The following is a 25,533-nucleotide window of genomic DNA, read 5'->3' on the forward strand; positions in this document are numbered from 1 at the left end:
AGGCGCAGCCATGACGTCCGAGGGCCCGCACCGCCCCGGCCAGGAGCCGGACCAGGTGCCGCCGGGCGCCGGTGGACCGACGCCGTACGGCGACCGACAGACGCAGGACAACGGGTACGGCGCCCCCGCCACCCCGGACCTGGGATGGGCGCCACCACCCCCCGCCAACCGACCGAACCCGGCCGCCCCGGCCTGGGCCGCGGCGCCGGACCAGCCTCCCGCCTGGGGGGCCGCGCAGGTTCCGCAGCAGGGTGAGCCCGCGCAGCCGGGCCCGTGGAACCCGCAGGGCGCGCCCGCCCAGCCCGCCTGGGCCGCGCAGGCCGACCAGCCCGCCGCCGGCTGGGCCGGCGCCGGGCAGTCCGCCGGTCACGGCGAGCCCGCACAGCCCACCTGGACGCAGAGCGGCCAGGCCACCCCGGCGTGGGCGCAGCCCGACGCCGGTGCCCGGGGCGCCGCCCGCGTGCCGCAGGCCGACGCCCCCAACGGCTGGTCCACTCAGGACGAGTCGCCCGCCCCGGGCGGCTGGAACCCCGCCGCGCAGCAGGAACAGCCCGCCGCCACCAACGGCTGGGGCGCCGCGCAGGACGACCCGGCCCGCTCCGGCGGCTGGCCCGCCCCGCCCCAGGACGACCCGGCCCGCTCCGGTGGCTGGCAGGCCGGCGGCACCGGCCAGGAGCAGTCGGACGGAGGCTGGAACAACGCCGGCCAGAACGAGCCGGCCAGCTCGGGCGGCTGGAACACCGCCGCCGCGCAGCAGGAGGCCACCTCGGGCGGTTGGAACACCGCCGCGGCGCAGCAGGAGCCCAGCTCGGGTGGCTGGAACACCGCCGCCGCCCAGCAGGAGCAGCAGAGCCCCGGTGGCTGGGGCACCGCGCCGGCCCACCAGCAGGAGCAGCAGTCCGCCGACACCGGGCAGCAGGACGACCCGGCCCGCTCCGGCGGCTGGCCCACCCCTGCGGCGTCCACGTCGGACGACGCACCGCGCTCCGCCGGCCGGGCCTCGGTGCCCGTACCGCAGCACGAGCAGGCCCCCGCTGCCTGGCCGCAGGCCGAGGCCGGCGCTCGCGGCGCGGCCCAGGTGCCGCAGCCCGACGCGGGCACGGCGAACGGCTGGTCCGGGATGGACGACGCCGCCCGTTCCGGTGGCTGGCCCGCCGAGCGGCAGGACGACGCCGCCCCCCAGGGTGGCTGGTCCCCGGCCGGCCAGCCGGACGAGCGGCAGCAGCAGCGCTGGGGCACCCCGGAGGAGCCGGGGACCGCCCGCTGGGAGGCGCGCGAGGAGCAGCAGCCCGCCGACCGGTGGGGCAACCAGTCCGGCCGGGACGACCAGCCGCAGGGCCAGGAGTGGCCGGCCGCCCAGGACCAGGCCGGGGCCGGGTCGTGGAGTCCGGCCGCCGCGCCGCAGCAGGACGACCGGCCCGACGCCGGTGGGTGGACGCCGCCGGAGCAGCCCGCCCGGGCGAGCGCCTCGGTCTCGGTGCCCGACGGCGGCTCGCCCGCCTGGGCCACGGCCGCCGCGGACAACGCTCCGCAGTGGGCCGGCGCCGACCGTCCGGTGGTGCCGGACGCCGAGCCGTGGGCCGCCGAGGAGGTCTGGGGTCGCGCCGGGACGGAGCCCGCGCAGCGGTCCGCCGGTGACGCCTGGGAGCCGCAGCGCGCCGAGGAGCCGCCCGCCTACCAGCCCGGCCCGGCCCCCGGCATCTCACCGGCCAACGCCGTGCCGCTGCCGCCGCAGGAGCAGCGCGTCCCGGGTGCCAGCCTGGCCGCCGCCCCGCCGGCCGACTACGTCCCGCCGGCCCAGTTCGGCGGCGCCGCGGAGCAGCCGGCGAACGGCCGCGACGGTGGCGGATCACCGTCCGGGTACGAGTCGCAGCGCCCGGGCGCCCCGTCGGGTTGGGACCCGCCGGAGCAGCCGCAGTCCCCGGCCGGGCCGGTGGTGCCCGCGCCGCGTACCTCGCCGGAGTCCGAGGGCGCCGGTCGCGCTGCCGTACCGGCGGCCGACGGTGCGGAGGCCGGTCGGGCCTCGGCGAGCGCCTCGGTGCCGCTGGCCAGCCGGGTGATGCCCCCGACCGACCAGGCGCTGCGGCCGGGTGGCGCGCCCGCCCCGCAACCCCGGGTGTACGGCCGCCCGGCGCAGCCGGCGGACGAGCCGGTGGAGGAGCCGGCCGACCGCCGGCCGGAGCACGACCAGCGCTTCGACGGCCAGGACCGGCACCCGTTCGACGGTCAGGAGCGCAACGGCTTCGACGGCCAGGACCGGCACCCGTTCGACGAGCGGCCCGACGGTCCGCGCGGCTACGGCGGTGAGGCGCCCTCGTCGGCGCCGCCCATGTCGCCGGCCGCGCCGCCGCCCTTCCCGGGCGCCATCCCGGCCTTCTCCGACCCGACCAACAACACCCGACCGATGAACGGGACCCGGCCGCACGGCCCGGCCGACCGGCCCGCCGAGCCGTTCGGGGCGCCCGGCAGCCCGGCCGCCGGCGACCCGGTCCCCGGGTACGGCCACCCGGCGCACGACCCGGCGCACGGCGGCGGCACCTCGGCGTTCCCGTCGGCCGGCCAGCCGTTCCCGCCCGCCGGGCCGCCCTTCCCGCCTGCGGGGCAGCAGTTCCCGCAGCCCGGCGGGGCGCAGTCCGGCCCGGCGGGCTGGCCGCACGACCCGGATCCGGACCAGGGGCGCTTCGAGGCGTTCAAGCCGGAGGCGGAGCCGAAGACCGAGCAGCCGGCGCCGAAGGTGCGCAACGGTCGGGTGCTGGCGCTGGTGCTGATCGCGGCGGTGCTGATCCTGGCCGTGCCGCTCGGTCTGCTCAGCCTGCTCGGCAAGATCGGTGGGAACGACGAGCCGGCCCCGTTCAACCCGGCCGTCGGGTCCTGCGTCAAGCAGTCCGGCGGCTCGGCGTCCGCCGCGGCCTGCGGCGAGCAGGGCGCGTTCACCGTGGTCTCGCGGGTCGAGACCAAGGACAAGTGCGGCGACCCGGCCCAGCCGCACGTCGTGCTGCCGGGCAGCGGGGCCGACCGGGTGCTCTGCCTCAAGCCGGCCACCAAGTAACGATCCGACGACGGCGGGGCCACGGTGATCCGTGGCCCCGCCGTCGTCCGTCCGGGTGTGATCGGCCCCGCGTCGGGTCCGGACCGGGCGGCGGCACCTCGTCCGGCAGACTGGGGTCATGAGCGCACGAGTACGGGCCCCCGAGCTGCGCGGTCGGGGCTGGCTGAACACCGGTGAGCGGGAACTGAAGCTCGCCGACCTCCGCGGCAAGATCGTCCTGTTGGACTTCTGGACCTTCTGCTGCATCAACTGCCTGCACGTGCTCGACGAGCTCCGCCCGTTGGAGGAGAAGTACGGCGACGTGCTCGTCGTGGTGGGCGTGCACTCGCCGAAGTTCGAACACGAGAAGGACGCGGACGCGCTGGCCGCCGCCGTCGAGCGGTACGGCGTGCACCACCCGGTGCTCGACGACCCCGAGCTGGACATGTGGCAGCAGTACGCGGCCAAGGCCTGGCCCACCCTCTCGGTGGTCGACCCGGAAGGCTACGTGGTGGCCACGATGGCCGGGGAGGGGCACGCCGAGGGGCTGGCCCGCCTCATCGACGACCTGATCGCCACCCATGAGGCGAAGGGCACCCTGCACCGGGGCGACGGCCCGTACGTGCCGCCCGCGCAGCCGGAGACGGCGCTGCGCTTCCCCGGCAAGGCCGTGCTGCTCGACGGCGGCAACCTGCTGGTCTCGGACTCGGCCCGGCACTCGCTGGTCGAGCTGGCCCCGGACGGCGAGAAGGTGGTCCGCCGGATCGGCTCGGGCGAGCGGGGCCACGCCGACGGTCCGGCGGAGACGGCCACCTTCTCCGAGCCGCAGGGGCTCTGCCTGCTCCCCCCGCACGCCGCCGAGGTCGCCGGATACGACCTGGTCGTCGCCGACACCGTCAACCACCTGCTGCGCGGCGTGCGGTTGGCGACCGGCGAGGTGGTCACCGTGGCCGGCACCGGCCGGCAGTGGCGCTCCAGCGTCGACGACCACGCGCACGACGCCCGCTCGGTGGACCTCTCCTCCCCCTGGGACCTCGCCTGGTACGACGGCCGGGTGGTCGTCGCCATGGCGGGCATCCACCAGCTCTGGTGGTTCGACCCGATCAAGCGGACCGCCGGCATGTACGCCGGCACCACGGTGGAGGCGCTGCGCGACGGCCCGCTGCCCGACGTGTGGATGGCGCAGCCCTCCGGGCTCTCCGTCTCGGCCGACGGCACCCGGCTCTGGGTCGCCGACAGCGAGACCAGTGCCGTCCGGTTCGTGGAGGACGGGGTGATGGGCACCGCGGTCGGGCAGGGGCTCTTCGACTTCGGCCACGTGGACGGTCCGGCCGACCGGGCGTTGCTTCAGCACCCGCTCGGGGTGTGCGCGCTGCCCGACGGCTCGGTGCTGATCGCCGACACCTACAACGGTGCGGTACGCCGCTTCGACCCGGAGACCGACCAGGTCGCCACGGTCGCCGACGGACTGGCCGAGCCGAGCGACCTGGTGCTCACCGCCGAGGGCGAGGTGCTGGTGGTCGAGTCGGCCGCGCACCGGCTGACCCGGCTGGCTCCCGGCGCGCTCTCCGCAGCCGGCGCGAGCACCGTGGACGGCCCCCGGCACCGGCTGGAGCGCAAGCCGACCGACGTCGCGGCCGGCGAGCTGACCCTCGACGTGATCTTCACGCCGGCGCCGGGGCAGAAGCTCGACGACACGTACGGCCCGTCCACCCGGCTGGTGGTCTCCGCCTCGCCGCCGGAGCTGCTGCTGGAGGGGGCCGGCACCACCACCGACCTGTCCCGACGGCTGGTGATCGACGGCGCGGTGGCCGAGGGCGTGCTCCAGGTGACCGCCCAGGCGGCCACCTGCGACGCCGACGTCGAGCACGCCGCCTGCCACCTGACCCGGCAGGACTGGGGCGTCCCGGTGCGGGTGACCGGCGGCGGCGCGACGCGGGTGCCGCTGGTGCTGCGCGGCATGGACGCCTGAGGTCCCTGCCACCGGGCCGCCTCCGACGGGGCCGGCCACGGTGCGCGACATCGGCCCTCGTTGCGGTGTCACCTCTGCCGTCCTTTGGAGCTGATGACGCGAACGACTCAGCTCGGCGCCCGGGGCCGCGCCGAAGGGAGCACCGATGGAGTCCTGCGGCAGGCCGTGGTGCCGGGCGACCGGCCACCGCGTGCGGCGGCGTCGTGAGTCGTTGGCGACATCAGCTCCAAAGGCACCGCGAACGACATGCTGCCCGCACCGCGGCCGGGCCTCGGCGCACCCGGCCCCGGTCGGCGTCGGCGCGCCCCGGCCGGCGACCGCGGGGACCGGAACGGCCCGGACCGGTGCCACCGGGCAGCAGAGGCAGCGGAGGCAGCGGAGGCAGCGGCACGATGACGCTCAGGCGAACGGTGTGGGCGTCACCCCGGCGTCGAGGAGCGCGGCCCGGACCAGCGCCGCCGAGGCGACCGCCCCCGGGGTGTCCCCGTGCAGGCAGATCGATTCGACCGCCAAGGGGATGACGGTGCCGTCGGTCGCGACGACGGTGCGCTCGGTGGCCATCCGGACGGCCCGGGCGGCCACCTCCTCCGGGTCGGTGACGAGCGCGCCGAGCGCGGTCCGCGGCACCAGCGAACCGTTGGGCAGGTAGCCCCGGTCGGCGAAGCCCTCGGCGACCACCCGCAGCCCGGCCCCGACGGCGAGCTGGGCGAGCTTGGAGCCGGGCCCGCAGAGGATCGGCAACTGGTCGTCGTACCCGCTGACCGCGGCGACCAGGGCGGCGGCCTGGGCCTCGTCGACGGCCGCCGCGTGGTAGAGCGCACCGTGCGGCTTGAGGTAGCGGACCCGGGTGTGGAACAGCCGGCAGAACGCGTCCAGGGCGCCGAGCTGGTAGGTGACCTCGTCGCGCAGCTCGGTGAAGGCGTACGCGATGTGGCGGCGGCCGAAGCCGGCGAGGTCCCGGTAACCGACCTGGGCGCCGATCGCGACGTGGCGTTCGGTGGCGGCGGCGCAGACCCGGCGCATGGTGGACGGGTCCCCGCCGTGGAAGCCGCAGGCGACGTTGGCCGAGGTGACCAGGTCCAGCAGCGCGTCGTCGTCGCCGAGCCGCCAGATCCCGAATCCCTCACCGAGGTCAGCGTTGAGGTCCATGGAACCTGACGGTAGTACCTGGGCGGGCCTGACCGAGCCCGCTCACGTCGTCCACCACCCCGATGACCGGGTACCCACCGGTGGTGGGATGGTCGGCCAGGAAGATCAGTGGCTGGCCGTCCGCCGGCACCTGCACCGCGCCGAGCACGACGCCCTCGCTGGGCAGTTCCCCGGCCACCGCGCGGGGCAGCGGCGCGCCGACCAGTCGCGCGCCCACCCGGTCGCTCAACGGGCTCACCGTGTACGCCGTGCGCAGGAGCCGGTCCAGCGCGTCGGCGGTGAACCAGTCGTGCCGGGGGCCGGGTCGGAGGGTGAGCCGCAGCTCGGCGGGGAGCGGCGGGCCCGGGGTGACGTCCACCGGGGCGGGCGGGCCGGTGGACGGGCCGAGCGGTAGCCGGTCGCCGTCGCGTACCGGGGATGGACCGAGACCGGAGAGGGTGTCGGTGGCGCGGCTGCCGAGCACCGGCGCGACGGCGATCCCGCCGTCGATCGCGAGCCAGTTGCGCAGCCCGGCGCGGGGCGGGCCGATCCGCAGCACGGCCCCGGCCGGCACGGAGAGCGGGCGGCCCACGTCCCCGGGGCGCCGGTCGACGCGTACCTCCGCGTCGGCGCCGGTGACCGCGACCGTGGCCGCCCGGGTCAGCCGCAGCCGGCAGCCGGTCAGGGTGATCTCCAGGCCGGCGGCCGGCTCCGGGTTGCCGACGAGTCGGTTGGCCAGCGCCAGCGCCGCCGGGTCCAGTGCCCCCGACCGGGGTACGCCGAGGTGCGCGTATCCGGGGCGGCCCAGGTCCTGCACGGTGGTGAGCGGCCCGGCCCGGAGCACCTCGATCACGCCGGCACCAGCCGGACCCGGGTGCCCGGGGTGAGTCGGGCCGGCGGGTCGGCGTGCACGTCGAACAGGGCCAGTGCGGTCCGCCCGACCAGCAGCCAGCCGCCGGGCGAGGCGGTGGGGTAGATCCCCGCGTACGGGCCGGCCAGGGCGACCGACCCGGCCGGCACCCGGGGGCGCGGGCTGGGCAGCCGGGGTACCGCGCACTCCGGCGGCAGCCCGGTCAGGTACGCGAACCCGGGCGCGAAGCCGCAGAACGCCACCCGGAACCCGGTGCGCCGCAGCCGCTCGACCACCCCGTCGACGGGGACGCCCCAGTGGGCGGCGACGACGGGCAGGTCCTCCCCGTCGTACACGGTGGGGACGTGGACCTCGTCGGCGGCGGCCGTGGTGGGGGCCGGTCGGGGTCGCCAGCCGGCGATCCGCGCGGCGGCGACCGCCGGGTCCGGCACCCCGTCGAGAAGGACGGTCGCGGCGGCCGGCACGATCTCGGCGGCGGTCAGCTCACCGGCGGCGCGGCGGTGCCACAACTCGGCCCGCCACGCCTCGACCTGGCCGGGGTCGTCGCAGTCCAGCAGCAGGGCGTGCCGCCCGACGGGTCGGATCCGCATGCCGCCATCCTCCCGGATCGATCCGTCGTCCGGGGGTCGCCGGAGCCCGCGGCGGGCGAAGACCCCGGGCACTACTTGCAAGTAACCTACGGTGCCGTAGCCTGAACGGGTGACCACCTCCGCACCGCTTCGGCTCAAGCCGGTCGACATCGGTAAACCCCGGATGCGCGGCTGGCTGCACACCTACGCGTTCTTCGTCGCGCTCGTCTGCGGCATCGTGCTCTGCGCGATCGCGGCCACCCGACCCGGTTGGGCACCCCTGGTGAGCTGCCTGATCTACAGCCTGACCGTCTGCGGGCTCTTCGGCACCAGCGCGCTCTACCACCGGCGCGTCTGGTCCGAGCGCGGCTATCAGATCATGCGCCGGATGGACCACTCGATGATCTTCGTGTTCATCGCCGGCACCTACACGCCCTTCTGCCTCCTGCTGCTCGACCGCCGGATGGCCACCACCATGCTCAGCCTGGTCTGGGGCGGAGCGCTGGCCGGGGTGGCGCTGAAGCTGATCTGGCCGCACGCCCCCCGCTGGGTCTCCGCGCCGCTCTACCTGGCGCTCGGCTGGGTCTCGGTGGTGATGCTGCCGCAGATCCTGCACCAGGGCGGGGTGACCGCCCTCGTGCTGCTGGCGGCCGGCGGTGCGATCTACAGCGCCGGCGCGGTCTTCTACGCGCTGCGCAGGCCGAACCCCTGGCCCACCGTCTTCGGCCACCACGAATTCTTCCACGCCTGCACCCTGATCGCCGCGCTCTGTCACCACATCGCGATCTACTTCGCGCTCTTCGCCTGACCCGGGAACGACGCAGGGCCCCGCGCCGTTGCGAGGCCCTGCGCCGAGTCCGGAGTCCGTGGATCAGGCGGGGTAGCCCGGGCGGCGCACCTCGCGGTACTCCTCCCGCACCACCCGGTCGTCCTGCACCGGCACCACCCGGTCGGTCACCACGCGGTCCTGGTGGGCCGGGGCGGCGACGACGGTACGACGCCGGCTGTTCCAGAAGTAGAGGGTGGTCAGCAGCCCGGCGAGGCCGGCGAGCATCAACACCCAGCCGACGACGTTGAGGTTGAGCCATCCCAGGTTCGCGTCGATGGCGAACGCGAAGATCGCCCCCAGCGCGATGAGGAAGATGCTGGCACCGATGCCCATGATGTCGCCTCCTTGGCTGTCAGCTGGCGTCTGCTACCCGCCGCGGCCGGTCGATGAGCGAGCGGCACACATCGACATACCCAGGCGCTTCGACCGCCAATCAGGCAAGCTGTCCTGATGACGGACGGCAGAGCCGAGGAACGGACACTGGTGCTGCTCCGGCACGCCAAGGCCGAACCGGGGGGCAGCGCCCCGGACACGGATCGTCGGTTGACCGCGCGCGGGCACGCCGACGCGGCCGCGGCCGGGGCCTGGCTGGCCCGGCACGTCCTGCTCCCGGACGTGGTGATCTGCTCCGCGGCCCGCCGGACCCGGCAGACCTGGCACGGGGTGGCGCTGGGCATGACCGGATCCCCGCCGGAAGGGGGCCCGGCGGGACCGGTACCGGTGGTGCGCTTCGAGGCCACCGCGTACGAGGCCCAGCCGGAGGAGCTGCTCGGCCTGGTGCGGGCGGTCGACCCGGCGGTCGGCACCGTACTGCTGGTCGCCCACAATCCGGGCATCTCGCTGCTCTCGGCGCTGCTCGACCCGGAGCGGGCGGATCCCGACGGCCTGCGCACCACCGAGCTGGCCGTACACCGCTTCCGGGCCCCCTGGCCGGAGCTGGCCCCGGGCGCCGCAACTCTCACCACCCGCCACACCGCTCGCGGCTGATCCACACCGAAAAGCCCCCTGCGCAACGCGTCGGCGCGTTGCGCAGGGGGCTTTCAAACCCGGCTGAGTGACCCCCCGGCCCGGGTCAGGAGGGCGGGGCGGTCGGCGGGGGCGGGTCGGGCGGCGGGGGCATCATCGCGGTCGGGTGGGAGAGTCGGTTCTCCTCCACGATCAGCGTGCGCGCCCGCTTGCGTCGGTCCTGCCAGAACCAGAGCGTGGTGAGCAGTACGGCCAGCCCGGCCAGGATGAACACCCAGCCGACCGCCCGCAGGTCGATCCACCAGACGTTGGCTCGGATGGCGAAGGTCATGATCGCGCCCAGCGCGATGAGAAAGATGCCGCTACCAATGCCCATGTGCGCTGCACTCCCCTGTGCGGTGGCCCTTGGGCGTGCTCTGACGTGGTCCCGACGGTTACCCGCCAACCGGCCCACCTACCAGCCCCCACCCCGCGAATCCCCGGCACGACTCCGGGCGACTTCCGGCGGTCCGGGGCCCCGCCAGGGGCGGTCGGGCGTTTCGACGAGAGAGCCCGGGCGGCGTGCCGGGAAACCGCAGGCAACGCTGGCCCTGGCCCTGTACGGGTGCGGGTGGGTCTTGGTGGGTCGGGCCGCTCGGGCCGGTGGGGGTATTTGAGCGCGATACCTCAGAGGCATCTTGATACCTGGCAGGTATCGCGCCCATCGGGAAGCGGCTCCAGACGACGGTGACGCTCCGACACCGCCACCCACGACACCGCTCGTCCGGGCCGGCATGCCGGTCGTCGGCCGGACGGTCCCGACAGCCCGGGCGGTGCCCCGTTTGCGGCGTGTCGCGGTGTCCGACCGGCCGGATACCCCGACACGCCGCAAAGCGCGGCGCGAGGCGAGCACTCGAGCGGGCGGGCGGCCGTGCCCTGGTCGGCGCACCTGTCCCCCGGCTGCGGGTCGCGTGCGCCCGGCGAGGAGAGCGGCGGTGTCCTGGGCGGCGGACGGCTGGCCCGCGGAAGGCGGACGACGGACCGTGGGCACCCGGCGACGGGCACGCCCGGGCAGGTCGGCAAGAGCGGGCGGGGCCGCCCGGGTGGGTGCTGGGACGGCGACGGCCGGCGAGCTCCGCGCTCGCCGGCCGTCGGGGTCGATGCCGTACCGGTCCGTTCACCCGGTAGGGCTCAGAAGGCCTCCTCCGGGAGGTCCATCAGGTCGAGGTCGGTGCCCTCGATGATCCGCCGGTCGGCGCCGATGCGGGGCAGGACCTCGCGGGCGAAGAACCGGGCGGCGGCCACCTTGCCGGTGTAGAACGCCTTGTCGGCGGTGGAGACCTCGCCGGCCAGGGCGCGCAGCGCCACGTCGGCCTGCCGCTGGAGCAGCCACCCGACGACCAGGTCGCCGACGGCCAGCAGGAACCGGCGGCTGGCCAGGCCGACCTTGTAGAGGGAGCGGGTGTCGCCGCCCTGCGCCTCGCCGAGCCAGCCGGTCATCACCCCGAGCATGGTCTGGATCTCGGTGAGCGCCTTGCCGAGCGCCTGCCGCTCCTCCTTGAGCTGGCCGTTGCCGGCCTCGGAGGTGATGAACTCCTGGATCTCGGCGGCGACCGCCATCAGGGCCTTGCCGTTGTCCCGGACGATCTTGCGGAAGATCAGGTCCAGGCTCTGGATCGCGGTGGTGCCCTCGTACAGGGTGTCGATCTTGGCGTCGCGGACGTACTGCTCCAGCGGGTAGTCCTGGAGGAAGCCCGAGCCGCCGAAGGTCTGCAGCGACTCGTGACCGAGCAGCTCGTACGCCCGCTCCGAGCCGACGCCCTTGACCAGCGGGAGGAGCAGGTCGTTGACGCGCTTGGCCAGCTTGGTGGCCTTCTCGTCGCCGGCCGCCTCGGCGAGGGCGACCTTGTCCTGCCAGGAGGCGGTGTAGCAGACCAGCGCCCGCAGGCCCTCGGCGTACGACTTCTGCAGCATCAGCGAGCGACGCACGTCCGGGTGGTTGGTGATGGTCACCCGCGGCGCGGTCTTGTCGCTCATCTGGAGCAGGTCGGCGCCCTGCACCCGGTTCTTGGCGTACTCCAGGGCGTTGAGGTAGCCAGTGGAGAGGGTGGCGATGGCCTTGGTGCCGACCATCATCCGGGCGTACTCGATGATCATGAACATCTGCCGGATGCCGTCGTGCTTCTCGCCCAGCAGCCAACCCTTGGCCGGCACGCCGTGCTCGCCGAAGGTCACCTCGCAGGTGTTGGAGACCTTCAGGCCCATCTTGTGCTCGACGTTGGTGGCGTAGACGCCGTTGCGCTCGCCCAGCTCGCCGGTGTTCTCGTCGAAGTGGTACTTCGGCACCACGAAGAGCGACAGGCCCTTGGTGCCCGGGCCGCCGACGCCCTCGACGCCGACCGGACGGGCCAGCACGTAGTGGACGATGTTGTCGCTCAGGTCGTGCTCACCGGAGGTGATGAAGCGCTTCACGCCCTCGATGTGCCAGGAGCCGTCGGGCTGCTGGATCGCCCGGGTCCGACCGGCGCCCACGTCCGAGCCGGCGTCCGGCTCGGTGAGCACCATGGTGGAGCCCCACTGCTTGTCGATGAAGAGCCGCGCCCACTTCTTCTGCTGCTCGGTGCCCTCGACGTGCAGCACGTGCGCGAAGGACGGGCCGGAGGCGTACATCCAGATGGGGGCGTTGGCACCCAGCACCAGCTCGGCCAGCGACCACCAGAGCGCCCGGGGGGCGTTGGTGCCGCCGAGGGCCTCGGGGAGGTCCAGCCGCCAGAACTCGGAGTCCATGAACGCCTGGTAGGACTTCTTGAACGACTCCGGCAGCGGCGCGGTGTGCGTCGCCGGGTCGAAGACCGGCGGGTTGCGGTCGCTGTCCGTGTAGCTGGCCGCGAGGTCCTCGCGGGCCAGGCGGTCGACCTCGGAGAGGAAGCTGCGGGCGGTGTCGACGTCCAGGTCCGAGTACGGCTCCTGGCCGAACGTCCGGTCCGCCCCGAAGACCTCGAACAGGTTGAACTCGAGGTCCCGAAGATTGCTCTTGTAGTGGGTCATGCTCGCTGGCCCCGCTTCCGGACAGGTGTTACCGATCAGTAACCCAGACTGTATTACTCGCCGGTAGCCAACGACAAGCCGATCCGGGAAGTGACGGCGATTACACACCTGCGGTTCAGGTGCCGGTCGGCCCCGCGGCGGGCGTCAGCCCTCCGCCGCGCCGACCTCCCAGCTGGGCACCGGCACCGTCGCGCCGCTGCGCGGACCGGTGTACTCCATCAGCACCAGGGCGATGTCGTCGTCGAGCCGGCCGTGCACCCACTCGACCAGCGCGGTCTCCAACGAGGCCAGACCGTCGCCGACCGTGCCGTGGCCGAGCAGCCGCCAGGCCCGGTCGGCGGTCGGGAAGAACTCCCCGTCCCGGCGCGCCTCACCGAGGCCGTCGGTGAAGAGCAGCAGCCGGTCGCCGGGCTCCAGCCGCTCCACCCGGGGGCGGACCACCGGCATGAACCCGAGCGGCGGCGCGGGCGCGGGCGGCTCCAGCGGGATCACCGCGCCCCGGCGCAGCAGCAACGGGGCGGGGTGGCCGCAGTTCACGATGGTCAGCGTGCCGCCCCGCTCCTCCACCAGCGCGGCGGTGACGAAGTCCTCGTCGCCGACGCTGCGGGCCACGGCCCGGTCCAGGTCGGCCACCACCGCGCGCAGATCGGTCCGCTCGTACGCGACGTGCCGGTACGACCCCAGCACGATGCTCGCCAGGCGCACCGCGTCCAGCCCCTTGCCGCGTACGTCACCGATGATCATGCGGACGCCGTACGGGGTGTCCATCGCCTCGTACAGGTCGCCGCCGATCTCCGCGGTGGCCGTCGAGGAGATGTAGCGCCCGGCGACCGCCAGGGTGCCCACCTGTGGACCGAGCGGCCGCAGCACCGCCTGCTGGGCGACCGACGCCAGCCGGGACAGCTGGCCGATCTCCTTGGTCTGGCGCTGCCGTACCGCCGCCACCCCCGCCGCCACGGCGGTGGCCAGGGCGAGCCCGAGCAGGTCGGCGGCGGTGGTCAGCGACGTCGCCGGCTCGACCAGCGCCAGGCTGGCCGCCACCACCATCGCGACCAGGCCCACCCCGAGCACCGCCCGCCAGGCGGCGAACGCCGCGGCGAGGATCGGCGCGATGGTCATCAGCGCGAGGTGCTGGGATTCCCGGCCGTTGACCAGCTCGAACAACGCGATGATCACGAGCAGGCCGAGGGCCGCGCCGACGCCGGCGCGGGATCCGGGGCTCAGCGGGCCGCGGCCCGTCTGCAAGGCATGCGTACGTACGTGGGACAGCATGCCTGATGGACGGGGTGCGGTGAACGAACCTGACCCCTCGTCCGAGGGTGTTCTACCCGGCCGGATCGCATCGACGGACCGATCGCCGTCAGCCGAGCACCTCGTACCTGACGGTCAGCGCGCCCAGGTCGACCGAGGCGATCTTCTCGAACGCGGCCCGGGAGAGGTCGAGGCAGCGCCCGTCGATGAACGGACCGCGGTCGTTGATCCGCACCGTCACCGACCTGCCGTTGGCCGGGTTGGTGACCCGGACCCGGGTGTCGAACGGCAGGGTCTTGTGCGCGGCGGTCAGCTCGCCCGGGTCGAAGGTCTCCCCGTTGGCGGTGAGCTGGCCCTCCGAGTAGAAGGACGCGCCGCAGGACCCGCTGTCGACCACGGCGCTCTTCGGGGCGGCCTTCTTCGTCGTCGCGGACGGCTTCGGCGCGGCGGTGCGGGCCCTGCTCCGGGAGGCGGCCTGGGACCGGCCGGTCCGGTGACGGTCGGTGACGGTCGGCGACGGGCTGGCGCTCGGCGGGGTGCTGACGCTCGGGCTCGGGGAGGTGGTGGGCGTGACGGCGCTCGGCACCGGTTCGGCGACGACCGGGACCTGCGCCTCGCCGGAGGTCAGCTGGACCGCCCCCACCGTGCCGCCGACGGCGAGCGCCACGCCGACCGCGGCGGTGGCCGCGATGCCGGCCGGCGAGGAGAACATGCGGGTACGGGAGTGCCTGCCAGCCACCGGCCTGGTCCTTTCGTCACCTGAACAAACCGGATCGGACCGTAACGAGAGAAGCACTTCCGAAGTCAACGTGATGGTGGTGGTATGGCCCGAATTGCAGCGGTACGTGTAGCCGATCAGCCGAGGGGCGCGGGCCGATCGGGGGAGCATGACACCGGCGCTCCCCTCGGGCAGGATGGCCGGATGCCCGGTGAGCTGTGCGAACGCCTCGTCGAGCTGTTCCGCTGGGTCGATCCCGGACCGGGCAGCAGCCACCTGGTCAGCGACGCCTCCGGTTGGTGGCGCGACCCCGAGACGCTGGCCGCGCTCGGCCCGGCCCTCGTCGCACCCTTCCGGGACGCCCGACCGACCGTGGTGGTCTCCCCGGCCGTGACCGGGCTGATCCTCGGCCCGCTCGCCGCGACCGCCCTCGGGGTGGGTTTCGTGCCGGCGCACAAGCCCGGCGACGGACGGCTGCCGGCCGGGCCGCTGACCTGGGCGCGGAGCGCACCGGACTTCCGCGGTCGCCAGGTCGACCTGGCCGTGGTGGACCGCCGGCTGGAGCCGGGCGACCGGGTGCTGGTGGTGGACGACTGGGTGGCCACCGGCGCGCAGCTCGGGGCGATCCGGGAGATCTGCGCGGCCCGGGGTGCCCGCTTCCTCGGCGTCGCCGCGATCGTGGTCGACTGCCCGCCCGACGTGGCCCGGGACCTGGGCGTCCACGGCCTGCTCAACGCGGAACGACTCACCGCCGGCAGCGCATCTTGACCTGAAGCCGGGTTCAGCTCCGACGATCGGAGGCATGGACCACGACATCCTGGACGAGGCGTACCGCCGGTTGCACCGCACCGGCCCGGAGTTCGAGGGTTGGCTCTCCAACCACGGGCCGATGACCGTCGAGGCACTGCTCCGGCACGGGCACCACCGGAGCGTGCACCGCTGGCTGGACGACTACCTGCGCCGGCTCGACGAACTGCCGCGCGGCCTGCGGCCGATCGAGGACTGGCGGGAGGCGCTCGGCGACCCGAAGCGGGCCGGGGACTGGCTCGCCCACTTCGACCGGGAGCTACGGGACAGCCCCTGGCAGGAGGTGCTCGGCACCTGGTGGCCGCGGCTGCTGCCGGGCATCGCGGCCGGCGCCACGCACGGCGTCATCCGGGTCGGCCACGCCGTCCGGGTGCTCCGCGAGGACGGGCCGACCCCGGACCGGCTGACCGAACTCGGGCAGGCGCTCGGCTACTGGGCCGCCCGCTGGCAGCCGGTGCCGGGTCTCCGCCTCGACACGCCGCCCCGCCCGGACGGCCCGGACATCGTCACCGCGCTGGCCGGGCTGCCCCGGATCGCCGACCGCACCGGCGGGATCCGGAAACGGCTGGCGCGACTCCGGGACGTACCCGGATGGGAGGGCGCGGTGACGGCGCCGCGCCCCGCGCGGACGCCGGCCGACGCGGAGCGGGGCCTGGTCACCCTGGTCCACCGGGCCGCGCTGGACTACCTGCGGTTCGGGCACGGGCAGGCGGTGATGCTGGTGCACGCGGTGACCGCGCCGACCGCCGTGCTGCGGACCCTGCCGTCGATCGACCCGGCGCTGTGGGCACCGAGCCTGACCGCGGCCTGGTCGGCCACGGCGGCGGTGACCGCGGTGTACGCCCCACCGACCGGCACGCCGCCGCCGGCGGTCGCGCCCGGCACCCCGGAGGAGGTCTTCGCCCGGGCCGCCCGGCACGGCGACGCGCACGTGGTCAAGCTGGCCGACGCGGTCCTCGACGCGCACGCCGCGACCGGCGACGAACGGGTGCTCGCCGCCCCCGGCTACGCCGGTCAGCTGATCTGAACGAGCTCCCCCGGAGTTCCCGCTGGGTAGCCTCGGCAGGATGTGGCCTCGGATCGGTGGACTTCGCGCGCTCGCCCTCGGCACCCCCGGCGACGTCCGGACCAACCTGAACACCCTGGTGCTGGCGGGCGTCAAGACAGCGACCGCCGGGCTGCTCACCGAGTACGCCGAGGAGGGTGAGGAGCTGGAACACGTCGGCGAACGGCTGGCCCTGGTGGACGACCGGGACACGCTCGTCGGCGTCGTCGAGGTGACCGGGGTGGAGATCGCCCGCTTCGCCGACGTGCCCTGGGAGTTCGCCCGCTCCGAAGGGGAGGGTGACCGTTCCGTCGAGGAGTGGCGGGCCGGGCACGCCGCCTACTGGGCGCGCCTCGGCACCCCGGTCACCGACGCCACCGAGATCGTCTGCCTGCGCTTCCGGCTGGTCTCCGCCGGTGCGGGTGGCGTCTCCGGTGGCGACCTCAGCACCTGAGGCCCGGCCCCCGCCTCACGACCCGGCGCCGCGCAGCTCGGGCAGGAGCCGGGTGGCGACATCCACCAGGACCGCCTCGTCGCCGGCGTACCAGCTGCTGGCCCGGGGCCAGTGGGTGATCACGTCGGTGAAGCCCAGGGCCGCCGCGCGGGCGACCTGGTCGGCGAAGAAGTCCGCGCTGCGCAGCGAGAAGACCGGCGCCGAGTCCAGCGACAGGTACCGGTCCAGGGTGGCCGGGTCCCGTCCGGCCGCCGCCAGTGCCGTGTCGAGCCGGGCGCAGAGCGCGGCGACCCCGTCCCACCAGCCCTCCAGGTCCTCCTCGCCGGTGCCGGTGGTCACCCAGCCCTGCCCGAACCGGGCGACCAGCCGCATCGAACGGGGGCCGTTGGCGGCCACCACGAACGGCACCCGGGGCTGCTGCACGCAGCCCGGGTTGTTGCGCGCGTCCACAGCGGCGAACCACTCGCCCCGCCAGGTGGTGCCGTCCTCCCGCAGGATCAGGTCGAGCAGCTCGGTGAACTCGCCGAACCGGTCGACCCGCTGGCGCGGCGGCAACGTCTCGCCGCCCAGCACTGCGGAGTCGAAGCCGATGCCGCCCGCCCCGAGACCGAGCAGCACCCGGCCGTCGGAGACGTCGTCGAGGGCGGTGACCTGCCGGGCGAACGCCGCCGGGTGCCGGAAGTTCGGCGAGGCGACCAGCGTGCCGAGCCGGATCCGCGAGGTCACCGTGGCGGCCGCGGTCAGGGTCGACATCGAGTCGAACCAGGGACCGTCGACCAGGTCCCGCCAGCCGAGGTGGTCGTAGGTCCAGGCGTGGTCGAAGCCCCACTCGTCCGCCTGCCGCCACCGGCGCTGCGACTCGGCCCAGCGCTGGTCGGGAAGGATCACGATGCCAATCCGCATGATCATCAGCGTACGGTCCCCGGGCGGCCGCGCACGGCGCGGACACGCTCGAGAGGGCGAGGGCCCTCCTGGATCCGGCTACCGCTGTGCGAGCACGCCCCGGTCAGGGCCGGTCATGTTCCTCGGGTACCGCTCCGCCTGCCCACTGCGTCCGCGGGCACGGGTCGGAACCAGCGCCGCGAGAAGCAGGCCGAGAACTGCCGCCGCGGCGGCGACGATGAATGTGGTCCGGAACGCCGCTGCCGAGGGCAGCGCCGCCGCGCCGACCATGACCGTGCCCTGTGCCAGGATCACGCTCGTGACCGCGCTGGTGGCGGTACCTCCGAGCGAGCGCATCAGGAGGTTCAGTCCGTTGGCCGAGGACGTCTCGGTCACCGGGACCGCGTCGGTGATCAGCTTCGACGTGGCGGTGACCGAGATGCCGACACCGGCTCCGATGACGGCCGAGGCGATGACGAAGTCGAGGACGCTGTCCATCCTCAACGTGACGAGCAGGTAGCCGGCGGCGATGACGACCGCTCCCAGCATCATGGTCAGCCGGGCCCCGTAGCGGGCGACCAGGCGGGCCGAGAGCGGAGTCAGCAGCAGCGCCACCAACCCGTTCGGCAGGATGACGAGCCCCGCTCGCACCAGGCTCTGACCGAAGCCATGGCCCGTGGCGGAGGGTGCCTGCAGGATCTGCGGAAACACCACGAGCATGGTGTAGACCGCGAAGCCGACCGCGACGGTGGCCAGGTTGGTCATCAGCACCGGTCGCCGAGCGGCAAGCCGCAGGTCGACAAGGGGGGAGCGGCTGTGCAACTGGTGCCCGCCCCAGGCGAGCAGGATGGCGACGGCCGCCGCGCCAAGGCCGAGCGTGCGGATGTCACCCCATCCCCACTGCCCGCCGTTGACGATCGGCAGCAGCAGGCCGATGAGCCCCACGGTCAGCCCGATGGTGCCGACGACGTCGAAGCGTCCCTCGGTGCGCTGCGGCGACTCCGGCACGAACAGCGCGGTCAGGAGGGTGCAGAGCAGGCCCAGCCCAGCCGCGCCCCAGAACAGCACGTGCCAGTCGAGGTGCTGGGCGACCAGGCCGGCCAGGGGGATTCCCGCCGCGCCGCCGAGGCCGAGCGTCGCGGTCAGGACCGCGATCGCCCCGCCCATCCGCTGCGGTGGCAGTTGGTCCCGGAACAGGCCCAGTGCGAGCGGGACCACCCCGATCGCACAGCCCTGCAGGCCACGGCCGATCACCATGAGCCACAGCGAACTCGTCAGGGCGGAGATGACCGAGCCGACGGTCATCACGGCGAGCGTCAGCAGCAGGGCCCGCCGCTTGCCGAAGAGGTCACCGAGGCGCCCACTGACCGGAGTGATGATCGCACCGGTCAGGAGCGTGATGGCGACGACCCACGACGCGTCGGTGGGCGAGGCGTTCAGAAGTGCGGGAAAGCTCGGGATGAGCGGGATGACCAGCGTCTGCACCAGCGCCGACAGCAGACTGGCGACGGAAAGTACGGCAACGATCACCGAAAGGGAACCGGAACGCTTCATGCGTGTCTCCGCGCGGGCGATAGGGATCTTGTGAACGGCTTGCGGGAGGGACGCGTCCGCCCTTCGACCCGATGAATCCTGCCAGCACTTGCTTGCACAAGCAACTATTAGCCCGCATGGTTGCCGTCACAGATCCACAGACCCCGGCCGCCCCGGTCGACCTCCACCTCCGCCCCCGGGTCGGCTGCGGTGATCGCCGAAACGGGCCGCGAACGGACCGGACACCGCGCCGACGCCGGGATAGGATCCGCCGCTACCGCCGGCGCGACTCCGGTGGACCCCGCCGCCCCACCCGCGACCGGAGGTAGGCCATGGCCCCGACCACCGACCCGTCGGCCCTCCCCCGCCGCCGTGCGCCGCGGCGGTGGCTGGGCCGCCTCGACAGCAGCAGCGTCGTCGCCTGGGCCGGGCTCGCCGCGCTGGTGTGCGGGCTGTTCGGCGCGGCGCTCGCCACCCGGTTGGCCTGGGAGACCGCGCGACCGATGCCCGGTCGCGCCGAGGCGGGCGAGGTGTTCCGGTCGGTGCTGCCCGGCCACCGGCTCGACGACGTGTCCGCCTCGTCGGCGTTCTTCGCCTTCTACACACAACCGGTGCGCCTGCACCACCTGGATCAACTGCTCCTCGGTGACGGCGGCGAGTACCAGCAGGCCACGACGGGGGCGTGGACGGCGGGCAGCCCACCCGTCCCCGTCGCGCAGGCCGTCGCGGAGGCCCAGCGCCGGCTCCGGGAGGACGGCTGGCACGTCGACGGGGTCAGCATGACGACCGACAACAGCTGCGCCGACAAGTTCTGTGCCGCCTCGGCGAGCATCACCCGTACCACCGTCGAGGCGCACCGCCGCGACACCCTGCTCACCCTGACCACGACCGACCCCACCCTCGACGCCGAAGTCCCGTACGCCTCGATCGCGCTGCGGCGGGCCACGCCGCCCCTGGTCCCCTACGCCGCGGTGGCCGGCGGCCTGGCCGGCTGGCTGGTCTTCAGCTGGGCGAGCCGCCGCACCGCGGGCGCCCACCCGGCCGGGCCCTTGGTGAAGGGCCTCTTCGGCGTGACGATGGTCCTCTGGTGGACGCCGGTCCTGCTCGGCGTTCCGTCGATGGCGAGCCACCAGCGCGGCGAGCCGCACACCCAGTGGCATCCGCTGTGGGAGTGGCTGGGCCAGCCCGCGCTCTCGCTGCCCTTGCTGGTCGGCGCGGTGAGCGCGCTGGCGGCGTGCGTCCTGGCCGCGACACCCCGGCGGGCGGCACGCCCGGCCGACTGACCGGGGAGCGACGGGGTCAGCTCGCGAGCTTGGCCAACATCCGGGGCAGGTGCGGGTCGAGGGTCCGCGGGTCCGCCGCCGCCACCTCGGCCGGCGTCCACCACCGGACGCCCCGGAACTCCCCCGGGTCGGGCGTCAACGGCTGGTCGCGGCGGCCCACCAGCACGTACCAGAGGCTCACGTCGACGTGCCGGTCCTCGGGCGGGCCGACCGTCGGGGTGACCGTCAGGAAGAGCGGACGTTCGCCGGGGGCCGGCGGGAAGACCGCCGGCACCCCGAGCTCCTCCACGACCTCCCGGCGTACGGTCTCGAGCGGGTGTTCGTCCGGCTCGACGTGGCCGCCGGTCGGCAGCCACCGGCCGGCCGCACGGTGGTCGACGAGGAGCACCGACCCGTCCGCCGGGTCGCGGAGCAGGAAGTACGCGACCAGGTGCGGTGAGGGGGTGCGCGGCTTGACCCGCCGGAAGACGTCGTCGGTGCGGCCCAGCCAGTCGAGGCACTCGGCCCGGTGTGCCGCCTCCAGCTCGTCGAGCGGCGGGATCGCCCGGACGAGTGCCCGGATCTCGTGCAGCACCGTCATCCGGACATCCTGCCACCGTCCGTCCAGGATCAAGCGGCGTCCACCTACGCTCGCAGCCGCAACCCCGACCTGTACGACCACCAGATCCTCGGTGACCTGAGGGATGATGCCGCGCGTCACGACGAGGCGGTAGCGAGGTGCGGCCGGTCAGGTTCGCTTGGACTTCAGCTGTCCTATAGGAGGGGTTACGTGGGCACGTTCGGAACGGGTCCGTTCAGCAGTGACGGTGCCCTGGACTTCCTCGAAGAACTCGCCGAACGGCCGCCAGAGCAGCACCTCGACGCGCTCCGGCACATGTTCGCCTACGTCCTGGCCAACCGCGACCTCCTCGGGCGGGAGTTCTTCCCCGACCAGGTCGTCGCGGCGGCAGCACTCGTGGCCGCCGCACTTCCCGGCGGGGAGCGCCTGCAACACCGCCTGGCGGATCTGTCGGACGAGACGGACATGGCGCTGCTTCCCGCGTCAGCGTCAGAGCTCGCCGTGCCCGCACTGGATGCTCTGCTCTTCGTCGCCGGCCCCGGCGGGCCGTGGCATCAGGGGTGGACCACCGAAGCGGACGGACTCGACGCACAGCGGACCATCGACGACCTCGTTGCCATCCTCCGGACGGCGATCCAGCCGGACGTGCGCAGGACCTGATTTCCGAGGAAGGCCGGGGTTCGGGGCGGACGCCCCGAGGTTAGGTCTACCGTCTGACTCTGCCCTGATCCATGACGGCCGGCCGGCCCGCTCTGCGGGCCCGGCGGCTACGTCCATGGCGTGGACCGCATCTGGATCGGCTGATAGGCCAAGGCTCGGTCAACCACCTCAGCAGCCGTCAGCTCGGGGTCAGTCCAGAAGATGAGGCCGGAGACGCTGCCGTCCGGGCAGACGAGGTCCCGCTCAAGTCGCTCCAGCCACCCGTCCACCTCAGCGTCGTTCGCGTAGTCACCCCTCATGATCCGCTCCACGAGAGCAATCGCTTCGTCCCGGGTAAGTTTCGCTGGCAGGTCGCTCACCTCCGACGCACGCTTGCTGCGACGTCGACCACCTCGGAGAATCGATTCTGGTAACCGGGGATGAGCATGACTGCAGGGTAGCGGCCGGCCATGACTGATCCGCTGCCCGGCGAAGCTACCTGTAGCCGATCCTTCTGGTGCGAGTGGCCGTCACCTGGTGCGGGCGACGCCAAACAGGCCATGACGGCAAGCGGTGATTGGGGCCGCGCGAAGCGGCCGTGGTGGGCGGTCCGGCGCATGCGGGTTGTTGACCACATGCAGTGCGGGCCACCGGCGAAGGTGGTGTCGCGCTGCGGTCACGATCCGCGGTCGGCTGTCCTAGCATCGGCGCGATGAACGAGATCCCGCCGGTCCCCGTCGCACTGCACCCAGGATCTACTGGCCCGGGGGACGCCTGGCTGCTCCCCAGGTTGCAGATGCGGTTCCGGCCAGTGTCCGAGCCCATCGGCACCCCGGTAGCCAAGCTGGGCGGGCAGCCAGTGTGGTTGGAGGGGCCAACCTGGCCCCTCTCGCGTTCGATGAACACACCGATGATGTTCGTCGGCCAGTTTCCCGTCCGCGGTGACCCACCGCGCCTGGCGTACCTATTCGTCACCGACGACGATGACGGCCTTGCCGAGTCGTTCGACCCTGAGGCCGGCGAGAATGCCCTGCTGGTCCAACCCGGCGGTCGCATACCCCCCTTCCTGCAAGTCACGGCAACAGCCACCGGCCCGTGCCTGTGGCGACGGGGTGCCACATGGAACGACAAGGTGCCAGCCGAGCTTGCCGTCGACCTCACGCCCCTGAACCCGCTTGCCGAAGCGGTGCTCGACGCGCAGGTTGCTCGCCAAGAGGCCGAACGGGCCGGCGGCACGTTCCACCTGTCGGACCGAGACGAAGCGCCCGGGGCTCCGCTGCCTCCATACAGCTACCTCGGCGGGAAAATCCACCTCTGGCAGCCGTCCCTCGACGTCGACACCAACTGGCGGTTCCTCTTCCAACTCGACGGCGGAGAAGGTTGCGGACCTGACGACCCTTACGCCCTCAACTTCGGCGGCGGCAGTGGGTACGGGTTCCTCTCGGAGGACCGCCGTGAGGGTCGGTTCTTCTGGGACTGCGTCTGACGATCAGACGAGGCCCTTCGGCACCTCACCGGAACCCGCCGCTGGCCCTGCCCCCACAGGCGGCATACCGTCCTGAACCGCCTCTGATTCCGTTCGACACCCCGCCGAACGTAGTGGCGACGCTGATCGAGCTGGCGTCGGACGTCGACGGCCGGACCCGGGCAAATGCGCTGGGCACCCTGGCCGAGTCCGGCATCGACACCCCGGCGGTTCGCGACCTCATGACCGCGCACCTGACCGACGAATACCCGGATGCGCGGCTTGAGGGCGTTGCCGGTCTCGCTCTGCGCGAGGACCCGCACGGTCTGGACGTTCTACGGCAGATGGGCGCTGCTGCGGGTTATGAGACCCACGTTGGACAGCGGGTCGATTCGGTGGAACGAATCCTGGCACATCGGGCTGCCGAGCGGCAGGGATCGGGCACATAACGGGCACGGCCAGCGCAGAAGCGGTAGCAACGATCGAGGCCCCAGCCAGGAAACCTGTCCTGAGCTGGGGCCTCGCGTTGGAGCGGGTGACGGGAATCGAACCCGCACTGTCAGCTTGGGAAGCTGATGTTCTGCCATTGAACTACACCCGCAGGCGGGACCACTGTACCTGAGGTCACCGCCCCCGTGCACCCAGGTACCCCGGCGGGGTGCATCCCGTCGCCGACGGTGGCCGGCCCGGCGCGGTACGCGTCCACGGCAGCCAAAAGTTTCCTCGCGGCAACATATGGGCGTTCTCAAATCTGTCGATCGGTTGTAACGTCACCCTCACGTTTTCGACCGGGTGCGACACACCCCCTGTCGTACCGCGAGAAAGAGGTGGGCCCATGGGACTCCGTCCCAACCTGCTGACCCGGCGTGCCGCCGGTGTCGCGTCGACGACCCTCGCGCTGCTGCTCAGCACCGCCGCGGTGGGCGTCGTTCCCGCTGCTTCGGCCTTCTCCGCCGCCCCCGCCGAGGTCTGCGCCGAGCCGGCCGACGTCCACTCGGACGCGCGGATCAAGAAGGGCGGGATCGCCGAGCACGAGCCCAACGAGCTGACCGCCGCCGAGGTCCGGGAGCGCGAGGCCGACCTCGCCGTCGCGCTGCGCGAGCGGGCCAAGCACCGCGCCGGCGCCCAAGCCGTCAGCCCGCTCGCCGCGGTCACCATCCCCGTCGTCGTGCACGTGATCCAGCGGGACGCCACGCGGGCCGGTGGCAACATCCCGGACTCGATGATCACCTCGCAGATCAGCGTGCTCAACCAGGCGTACAGCGGCGCGACCGGTGGGGCCGCCACCGCCTTCAGCTTCCAGCTGTCGAAGATCAACCGGGTGACCAACCCGGCCTGGTACCCGATCGTGCAGGGCTCGTCGGCCGAGCGGCAGATGAAGACCTCGCTGCGCGAGGGTGGCAAGAACACCCTCAACGTCTACCTGGGCGAGCTGAGCGACGACCTGCTCGGCTGGGCCACCTTCCCGCAGCGGAAGCTGAACAGCATGGACGGCGTGGTCGTGCTGAGCGAGTCGCTGCCCGGGGGCACCGCCGCCAACTACAACCAGGGCGACACCGGCACCCACGAGGTGGGTCACTGGCTGAACCTGTACCACACCTTCCAGGGCGGCTGCTCCGGCTCGGGCGACAGCGTCAGCGACACCCCGGCCGAGGCCTCGCCGGCGTTCGAGTGCCCGACCGGGCGGGACACCTGCACCACGGCCGGCCTGGATCCGATCACCAACTTCATGGACTACACCTACGACTCGTGCATGTACCAGTTCACCGCCGGTCAGGCGAGCCGCATGCTGACCGCGTGGAACGCCTACCGCGCGGCGTAGCAGCCGCCGCGGCGAACCGGGGCCGGCTCCGTCGCACGACGGGGCCGGCCCTGGCCGTCTCCGCCTCAGGCCGCCGTGCGGCGGGTGTCGAAACCGTGCCGGCCGCGCCGGGCCGGCCGCTGATCGGGTACGCCCACCGCGTCACCGCCGCGGCGCGCCGACGGGTCGAGCCAGACCTGCACGGCCGGCCGCCCGGGCGCGTCGCCGGGGACCGCCGGCCCCTGAGCCTGGTGGGTGAGCATCGCGACGTCGACGCTGAACTCGAAGAGCCGCCAGTCGACCTGGGGTGCCGCCCGCCCGAGTGCGGCCACCCGGGCCACCCGCGCGGGATCGTCCACGATCACGGCGCGACCCGCCACGTACGCCTCGTCGTCGCTCTCCTCGGGCGGGAAGGAGTGCAGCGCGTAGCGCCCGTCGCGTTCGAGGTCGCGTCGCTTGGGCGAGTCGACGACGAAGCAGAAGAGCCCCTCGTCGGTGATCACCGGACAGACCGGGTGGACCCGGGGCCCGCCGTCGGCGCGGACGGTGGCCAGGTAGCCGAAGCCCGGCCCGTACTGCTGCATGAGAAGGCGGATCCCGTCGGCGAGTCGGGGCTCGTCAGCGGCGAATTCGGACCAGGAAGCCATGCCGACATTCTATCGAACACACGTACGAACGCGCAGTCCGACACGCAGGTCACCCGGGC

At 73.6% G+C, this 25,533-nt stretch carries 25 protein-coding genes and 1 tRNA gene; 12 read left to right on the forward strand and 14 right to left on the reverse strand.

Annotation, left to right across the window (positions count from 1 at the left end):
* Positions 1-10 precede the first annotated feature (10 nt).
* Both AC5L3Z_RS11160 and AC5L3Z_RS11165 read left to right on the forward strand, forming a co-directional pair.
* Positions 11-3,049, forward strand: coding sequence for an LppU/SCO3897 family protein (locus AC5L3Z_RS11160; protein WP_494841475.1), 3,039 nt, complete (start codon positions 11-13; stop codon positions 3,047-3,049).
* A gap of 118 nt (positions 3,050-3,167) precedes the next feature.
* Complete coding sequence (locus AC5L3Z_RS11165) at positions 3,168-5,000, forward strand: NHL domain-containing thioredoxin family protein (RefSeq protein ID WP_494841476.1); 1,833 nt, start codon at positions 3,168-3,170, stop codon at positions 4,998-5,000.
* Positions 5,001-5,399: 399 nt separating this feature from the next.
* On the opposite strand, the gene AC5L3Z_RS11170 is transcribed toward AC5L3Z_RS11165, so the two are convergent.
* From AC5L3Z_RS11170 to AC5L3Z_RS11180, 3 genes are read right to left on the reverse strand one after another with little or no spacing between them, the layout of a single operon-like run.
* Positions 5,400-6,149 (reverse strand): LamB/YcsF family protein, encoded by a 750-nt coding sequence (locus AC5L3Z_RS11170; protein WP_494841477.1) that lies wholly within the window; start codon positions 6,147-6,149, stop codon positions 5,400-5,402.
* The gene (locus AC5L3Z_RS11175) at positions 6,133-7,080 is read right to left on the reverse strand and encodes a 5-oxoprolinase subunit C family protein (protein ID WP_494841694.1); all 948 of its coding nucleotides are present in this window, start codon (positions 7,078-7,080) and stop codon (positions 6,133-6,135) included. Before AC5L3Z_RS11175 ends, AC5L3Z_RS11170 begins: the two co-directional genes overlap by 17 nt.
* Complete coding sequence (locus tag AC5L3Z_RS11180; RefSeq protein WP_494841478.1) at positions 6,978-7,589, reverse strand: 5-oxoprolinase subunit B family protein; 612 nt, start codon at positions 7,587-7,589, stop codon at positions 6,978-6,980. Before AC5L3Z_RS11180 ends, AC5L3Z_RS11175 begins: the two co-directional genes overlap by 103 nt.
* 109 nt (positions 7,590-7,698) lie before the next feature.
* Here AC5L3Z_RS11180 and trhA point away from each other — a divergent pair, with 109 nt between their 5' ends.
* Positions 7,699-8,376: a PAQR family membrane homeostasis protein TrhA gene (gene trhA / locus AC5L3Z_RS11185; protein WP_494841479.1), complete on the forward strand. Its 678-nt coding sequence runs from the start codon at positions 7,699-7,701 to the stop codon at positions 8,374-8,376.
* Between the two features lie 63 nt (positions 8,377-8,439).
* On the opposite strand, the gene AC5L3Z_RS11190 is transcribed toward trhA, so the two are convergent.
* Positions 8,440-8,730 carry a DUF6458 family protein gene (locus tag AC5L3Z_RS11190; RefSeq protein WP_494841480.1) on the reverse strand — a complete coding sequence of 97 codons (291 nt, stop codon included), beginning with the start codon at positions 8,728-8,730 and terminating at the stop codon, positions 8,440-8,442.
* 117 nt (positions 8,731-8,847) lie between these two features.
* Between AC5L3Z_RS11190 and AC5L3Z_RS11195 the strand changes: the two genes are divergently transcribed.
* A complete protein-coding gene (locus AC5L3Z_RS11195) occupies positions 8,848-9,384 on the forward strand; it encodes a SixA phosphatase family protein (protein ID WP_494841481.1) in 537 nt (178 codons plus the stop codon).
* Positions 9,385-9,469: 85 nt separating this feature from the next.
* Here AC5L3Z_RS11195 and AC5L3Z_RS11200 read toward each other — a convergent pair whose 3' ends face one another.
* The 4 genes from AC5L3Z_RS11200 to AC5L3Z_RS11215 all read right to left on the reverse strand — a co-directional run bounded on the left by AC5L3Z_RS11200 (position 9,470) and on the right by AC5L3Z_RS11215 (position 14,380).
* Positions 9,470-9,739 carry a DUF6458 family protein gene (locus AC5L3Z_RS11200; protein ID WP_067300694.1) on the reverse strand — a complete coding sequence of 90 codons (270 nt, stop codon included), beginning with the start codon at positions 9,737-9,739 and terminating at the stop codon, positions 9,470-9,472.
* 794 nt (positions 9,740-10,533) lie between these two features.
* Positions 10,534-12,390, reverse strand: coding sequence for an acyl-CoA dehydrogenase (locus tag AC5L3Z_RS11205; RefSeq protein ID WP_494841482.1), 1,857 nt, complete (start codon positions 12,388-12,390; stop codon positions 10,534-10,536).
* Positions 12,391-12,534: 144 nt separating this feature from the next.
* Positions 12,535-13,662, reverse strand: a complete 1,128-nt coding sequence (locus tag AC5L3Z_RS11210) for a PP2C family protein-serine/threonine phosphatase (protein ID WP_494841483.1) — start codon at positions 13,660-13,662, stop codon at positions 12,535-12,537.
* 88 nt (positions 13,663-13,750) lie between these two features.
* The gene (locus AC5L3Z_RS11215; RefSeq protein WP_494841484.1) at positions 13,751-14,380 is read right to left on the reverse strand and encodes a septal ring lytic transglycosylase RlpA family protein; all 630 of its coding nucleotides are present in this window, start codon (positions 14,378-14,380) and stop codon (positions 13,751-13,753) included.
* 183 nt (positions 14,381-14,563) lie between these two features.
* Between AC5L3Z_RS11215 and AC5L3Z_RS11220 the strand changes: the two genes are divergently transcribed.
* Genes AC5L3Z_RS11220 through AC5L3Z_RS11230 form a run of 3 tightly spaced genes read left to right on the forward strand, consistent with a single transcriptional unit; the run spans position 14,564 to position 16,665 of the window.
* Positions 14,564-15,127 (forward strand): phosphoribosyltransferase, encoded by a 564-nt coding sequence (locus AC5L3Z_RS11220; RefSeq protein ID WP_494841485.1) that lies wholly within the window; start codon positions 14,564-14,566, stop codon positions 15,125-15,127.
* Between the two features lie 34 nt (positions 15,128-15,161).
* Complete coding sequence (locus AC5L3Z_RS11225) at positions 15,162-16,193, forward strand: questin oxidase family protein (protein ID WP_494841486.1); 1,032 nt, start codon at positions 15,162-15,164, stop codon at positions 16,191-16,193.
* A 40-nt stretch (positions 16,194-16,233) separates the two neighbouring features.
* Complete coding sequence (locus AC5L3Z_RS11230; protein WP_494841487.1) at positions 16,234-16,665, forward strand: ASCH domain-containing protein; 432 nt, start codon at positions 16,234-16,236, stop codon at positions 16,663-16,665.
* Positions 16,666-16,680: 15 nt separating this feature from the next.
* Here the strand turns inward: AC5L3Z_RS11230 and AC5L3Z_RS11235 are convergent, their stop codons facing one another.
* Both AC5L3Z_RS11235 and AC5L3Z_RS11240 read right to left on the reverse strand, forming a co-directional pair.
* On the reverse strand, positions 16,681-17,574 hold the full coding sequence (locus AC5L3Z_RS11235) for an LLM class flavin-dependent oxidoreductase (protein ID WP_494841488.1): 894 nt from the start codon (positions 17,572-17,574) through the stop codon (positions 16,681-16,683).
* Between the two features lie 72 nt (positions 17,575-17,646).
* On the reverse strand, positions 17,647-19,101 hold the full coding sequence (locus AC5L3Z_RS11240; protein WP_494841489.1) for an MFS transporter: 1,455 nt from the start codon (positions 19,099-19,101) through the stop codon (positions 17,647-17,649).
* Positions 19,102-19,412: 311 nt separating this feature from the next.
* On the opposite strand from AC5L3Z_RS11240, the gene AC5L3Z_RS11245 reads away from it, so the two are divergent.
* The gene (locus AC5L3Z_RS11245; protein ID WP_494841490.1) at positions 19,413-20,363 is read left to right on the forward strand and encodes a hypothetical protein; all 951 of its coding nucleotides are present in this window, start codon (positions 19,413-19,415) and stop codon (positions 20,361-20,363) included.
* Positions 20,364-20,379: 16 nt separating this feature from the next.
* Here the strand turns inward: AC5L3Z_RS11245 and AC5L3Z_RS11250 are convergent, their stop codons facing one another.
* The gene (locus AC5L3Z_RS11250; protein ID WP_494841491.1) at positions 20,380-20,943 is read right to left on the reverse strand and encodes an NUDIX hydrolase; all 564 of its coding nucleotides are present in this window, start codon (positions 20,941-20,943) and stop codon (positions 20,380-20,382) included.
* A 189-nt stretch (positions 20,944-21,132) separates the two neighbouring features.
* On the opposite strand from AC5L3Z_RS11250, the gene AC5L3Z_RS11255 reads away from it, so the two are divergent.
* On the forward strand, positions 21,133-21,582 hold the full coding sequence (locus AC5L3Z_RS11255) for a DUF4259 domain-containing protein (protein ID WP_494841492.1): 450 nt from the start codon (positions 21,133-21,135) through the stop codon (positions 21,580-21,582).
* A 107-nt stretch (positions 21,583-21,689) separates the two neighbouring features.
* On the opposite strand, the gene AC5L3Z_RS11260 is transcribed toward AC5L3Z_RS11255, so the two are convergent.
* A complete protein-coding gene (locus AC5L3Z_RS11260) occupies positions 21,690-21,941 on the reverse strand; it encodes a bacteriocin immunity protein (protein ID WP_494841493.1) in 252 nt (83 codons plus the stop codon).
* A gap of 332 nt (positions 21,942-22,273) precedes the next feature.
* On the opposite strand from AC5L3Z_RS11260, the gene AC5L3Z_RS11265 reads away from it, so the two are divergent.
* Together AC5L3Z_RS11265 and AC5L3Z_RS11270 are read left to right on the forward strand one after the other, a co-directional pair.
* Positions 22,274-23,047 (forward strand): YwqG family protein, encoded by a 774-nt coding sequence (locus AC5L3Z_RS11265; protein ID WP_494841494.1) that lies wholly within the window; start codon positions 22,274-22,276, stop codon positions 23,045-23,047.
* A gap of 113 nt (positions 23,048-23,160) precedes the next feature.
* On the forward strand, positions 23,161-23,475 hold the full coding sequence (locus AC5L3Z_RS11270) for a hypothetical protein (RefSeq protein ID WP_494841495.1): 315 nt from the start codon (positions 23,161-23,163) through the stop codon (positions 23,473-23,475).
* 78 nt (positions 23,476-23,553) lie between these two features.
* Here AC5L3Z_RS11270 and AC5L3Z_RS11275 read toward each other — a convergent pair.
* A tRNA-Gly gene (locus AC5L3Z_RS11275) sits at positions 23,554-23,627 on the reverse strand.
* A 234-nt stretch (positions 23,628-23,861) separates the two neighbouring features.
* On the opposite strand from AC5L3Z_RS11275, the gene AC5L3Z_RS11280 reads away from it, so the two are divergent.
* Positions 23,862-24,848 carry a zinc metalloprotease gene (locus AC5L3Z_RS11280; RefSeq protein WP_494841496.1) on the forward strand — a complete coding sequence of 329 codons (987 nt, stop codon included), beginning with the start codon at positions 23,862-23,864 and terminating at the stop codon, positions 24,846-24,848.
* 65 nt (positions 24,849-24,913) lie between these two features.
* On the opposite strand, the gene AC5L3Z_RS11285 is transcribed toward AC5L3Z_RS11280, so the two are convergent.
* A complete protein-coding gene (locus tag AC5L3Z_RS11285) occupies positions 24,914-25,474 on the reverse strand; it encodes a pyridoxamine 5'-phosphate oxidase family protein (protein WP_494841497.1) in 561 nt (186 codons plus the stop codon).
* Positions 25,475-25,533: the final 59 nt, after the last annotated feature.

It is taken from the genome of Micromonospora sp. LZ37, assembly GCF_059359015.1.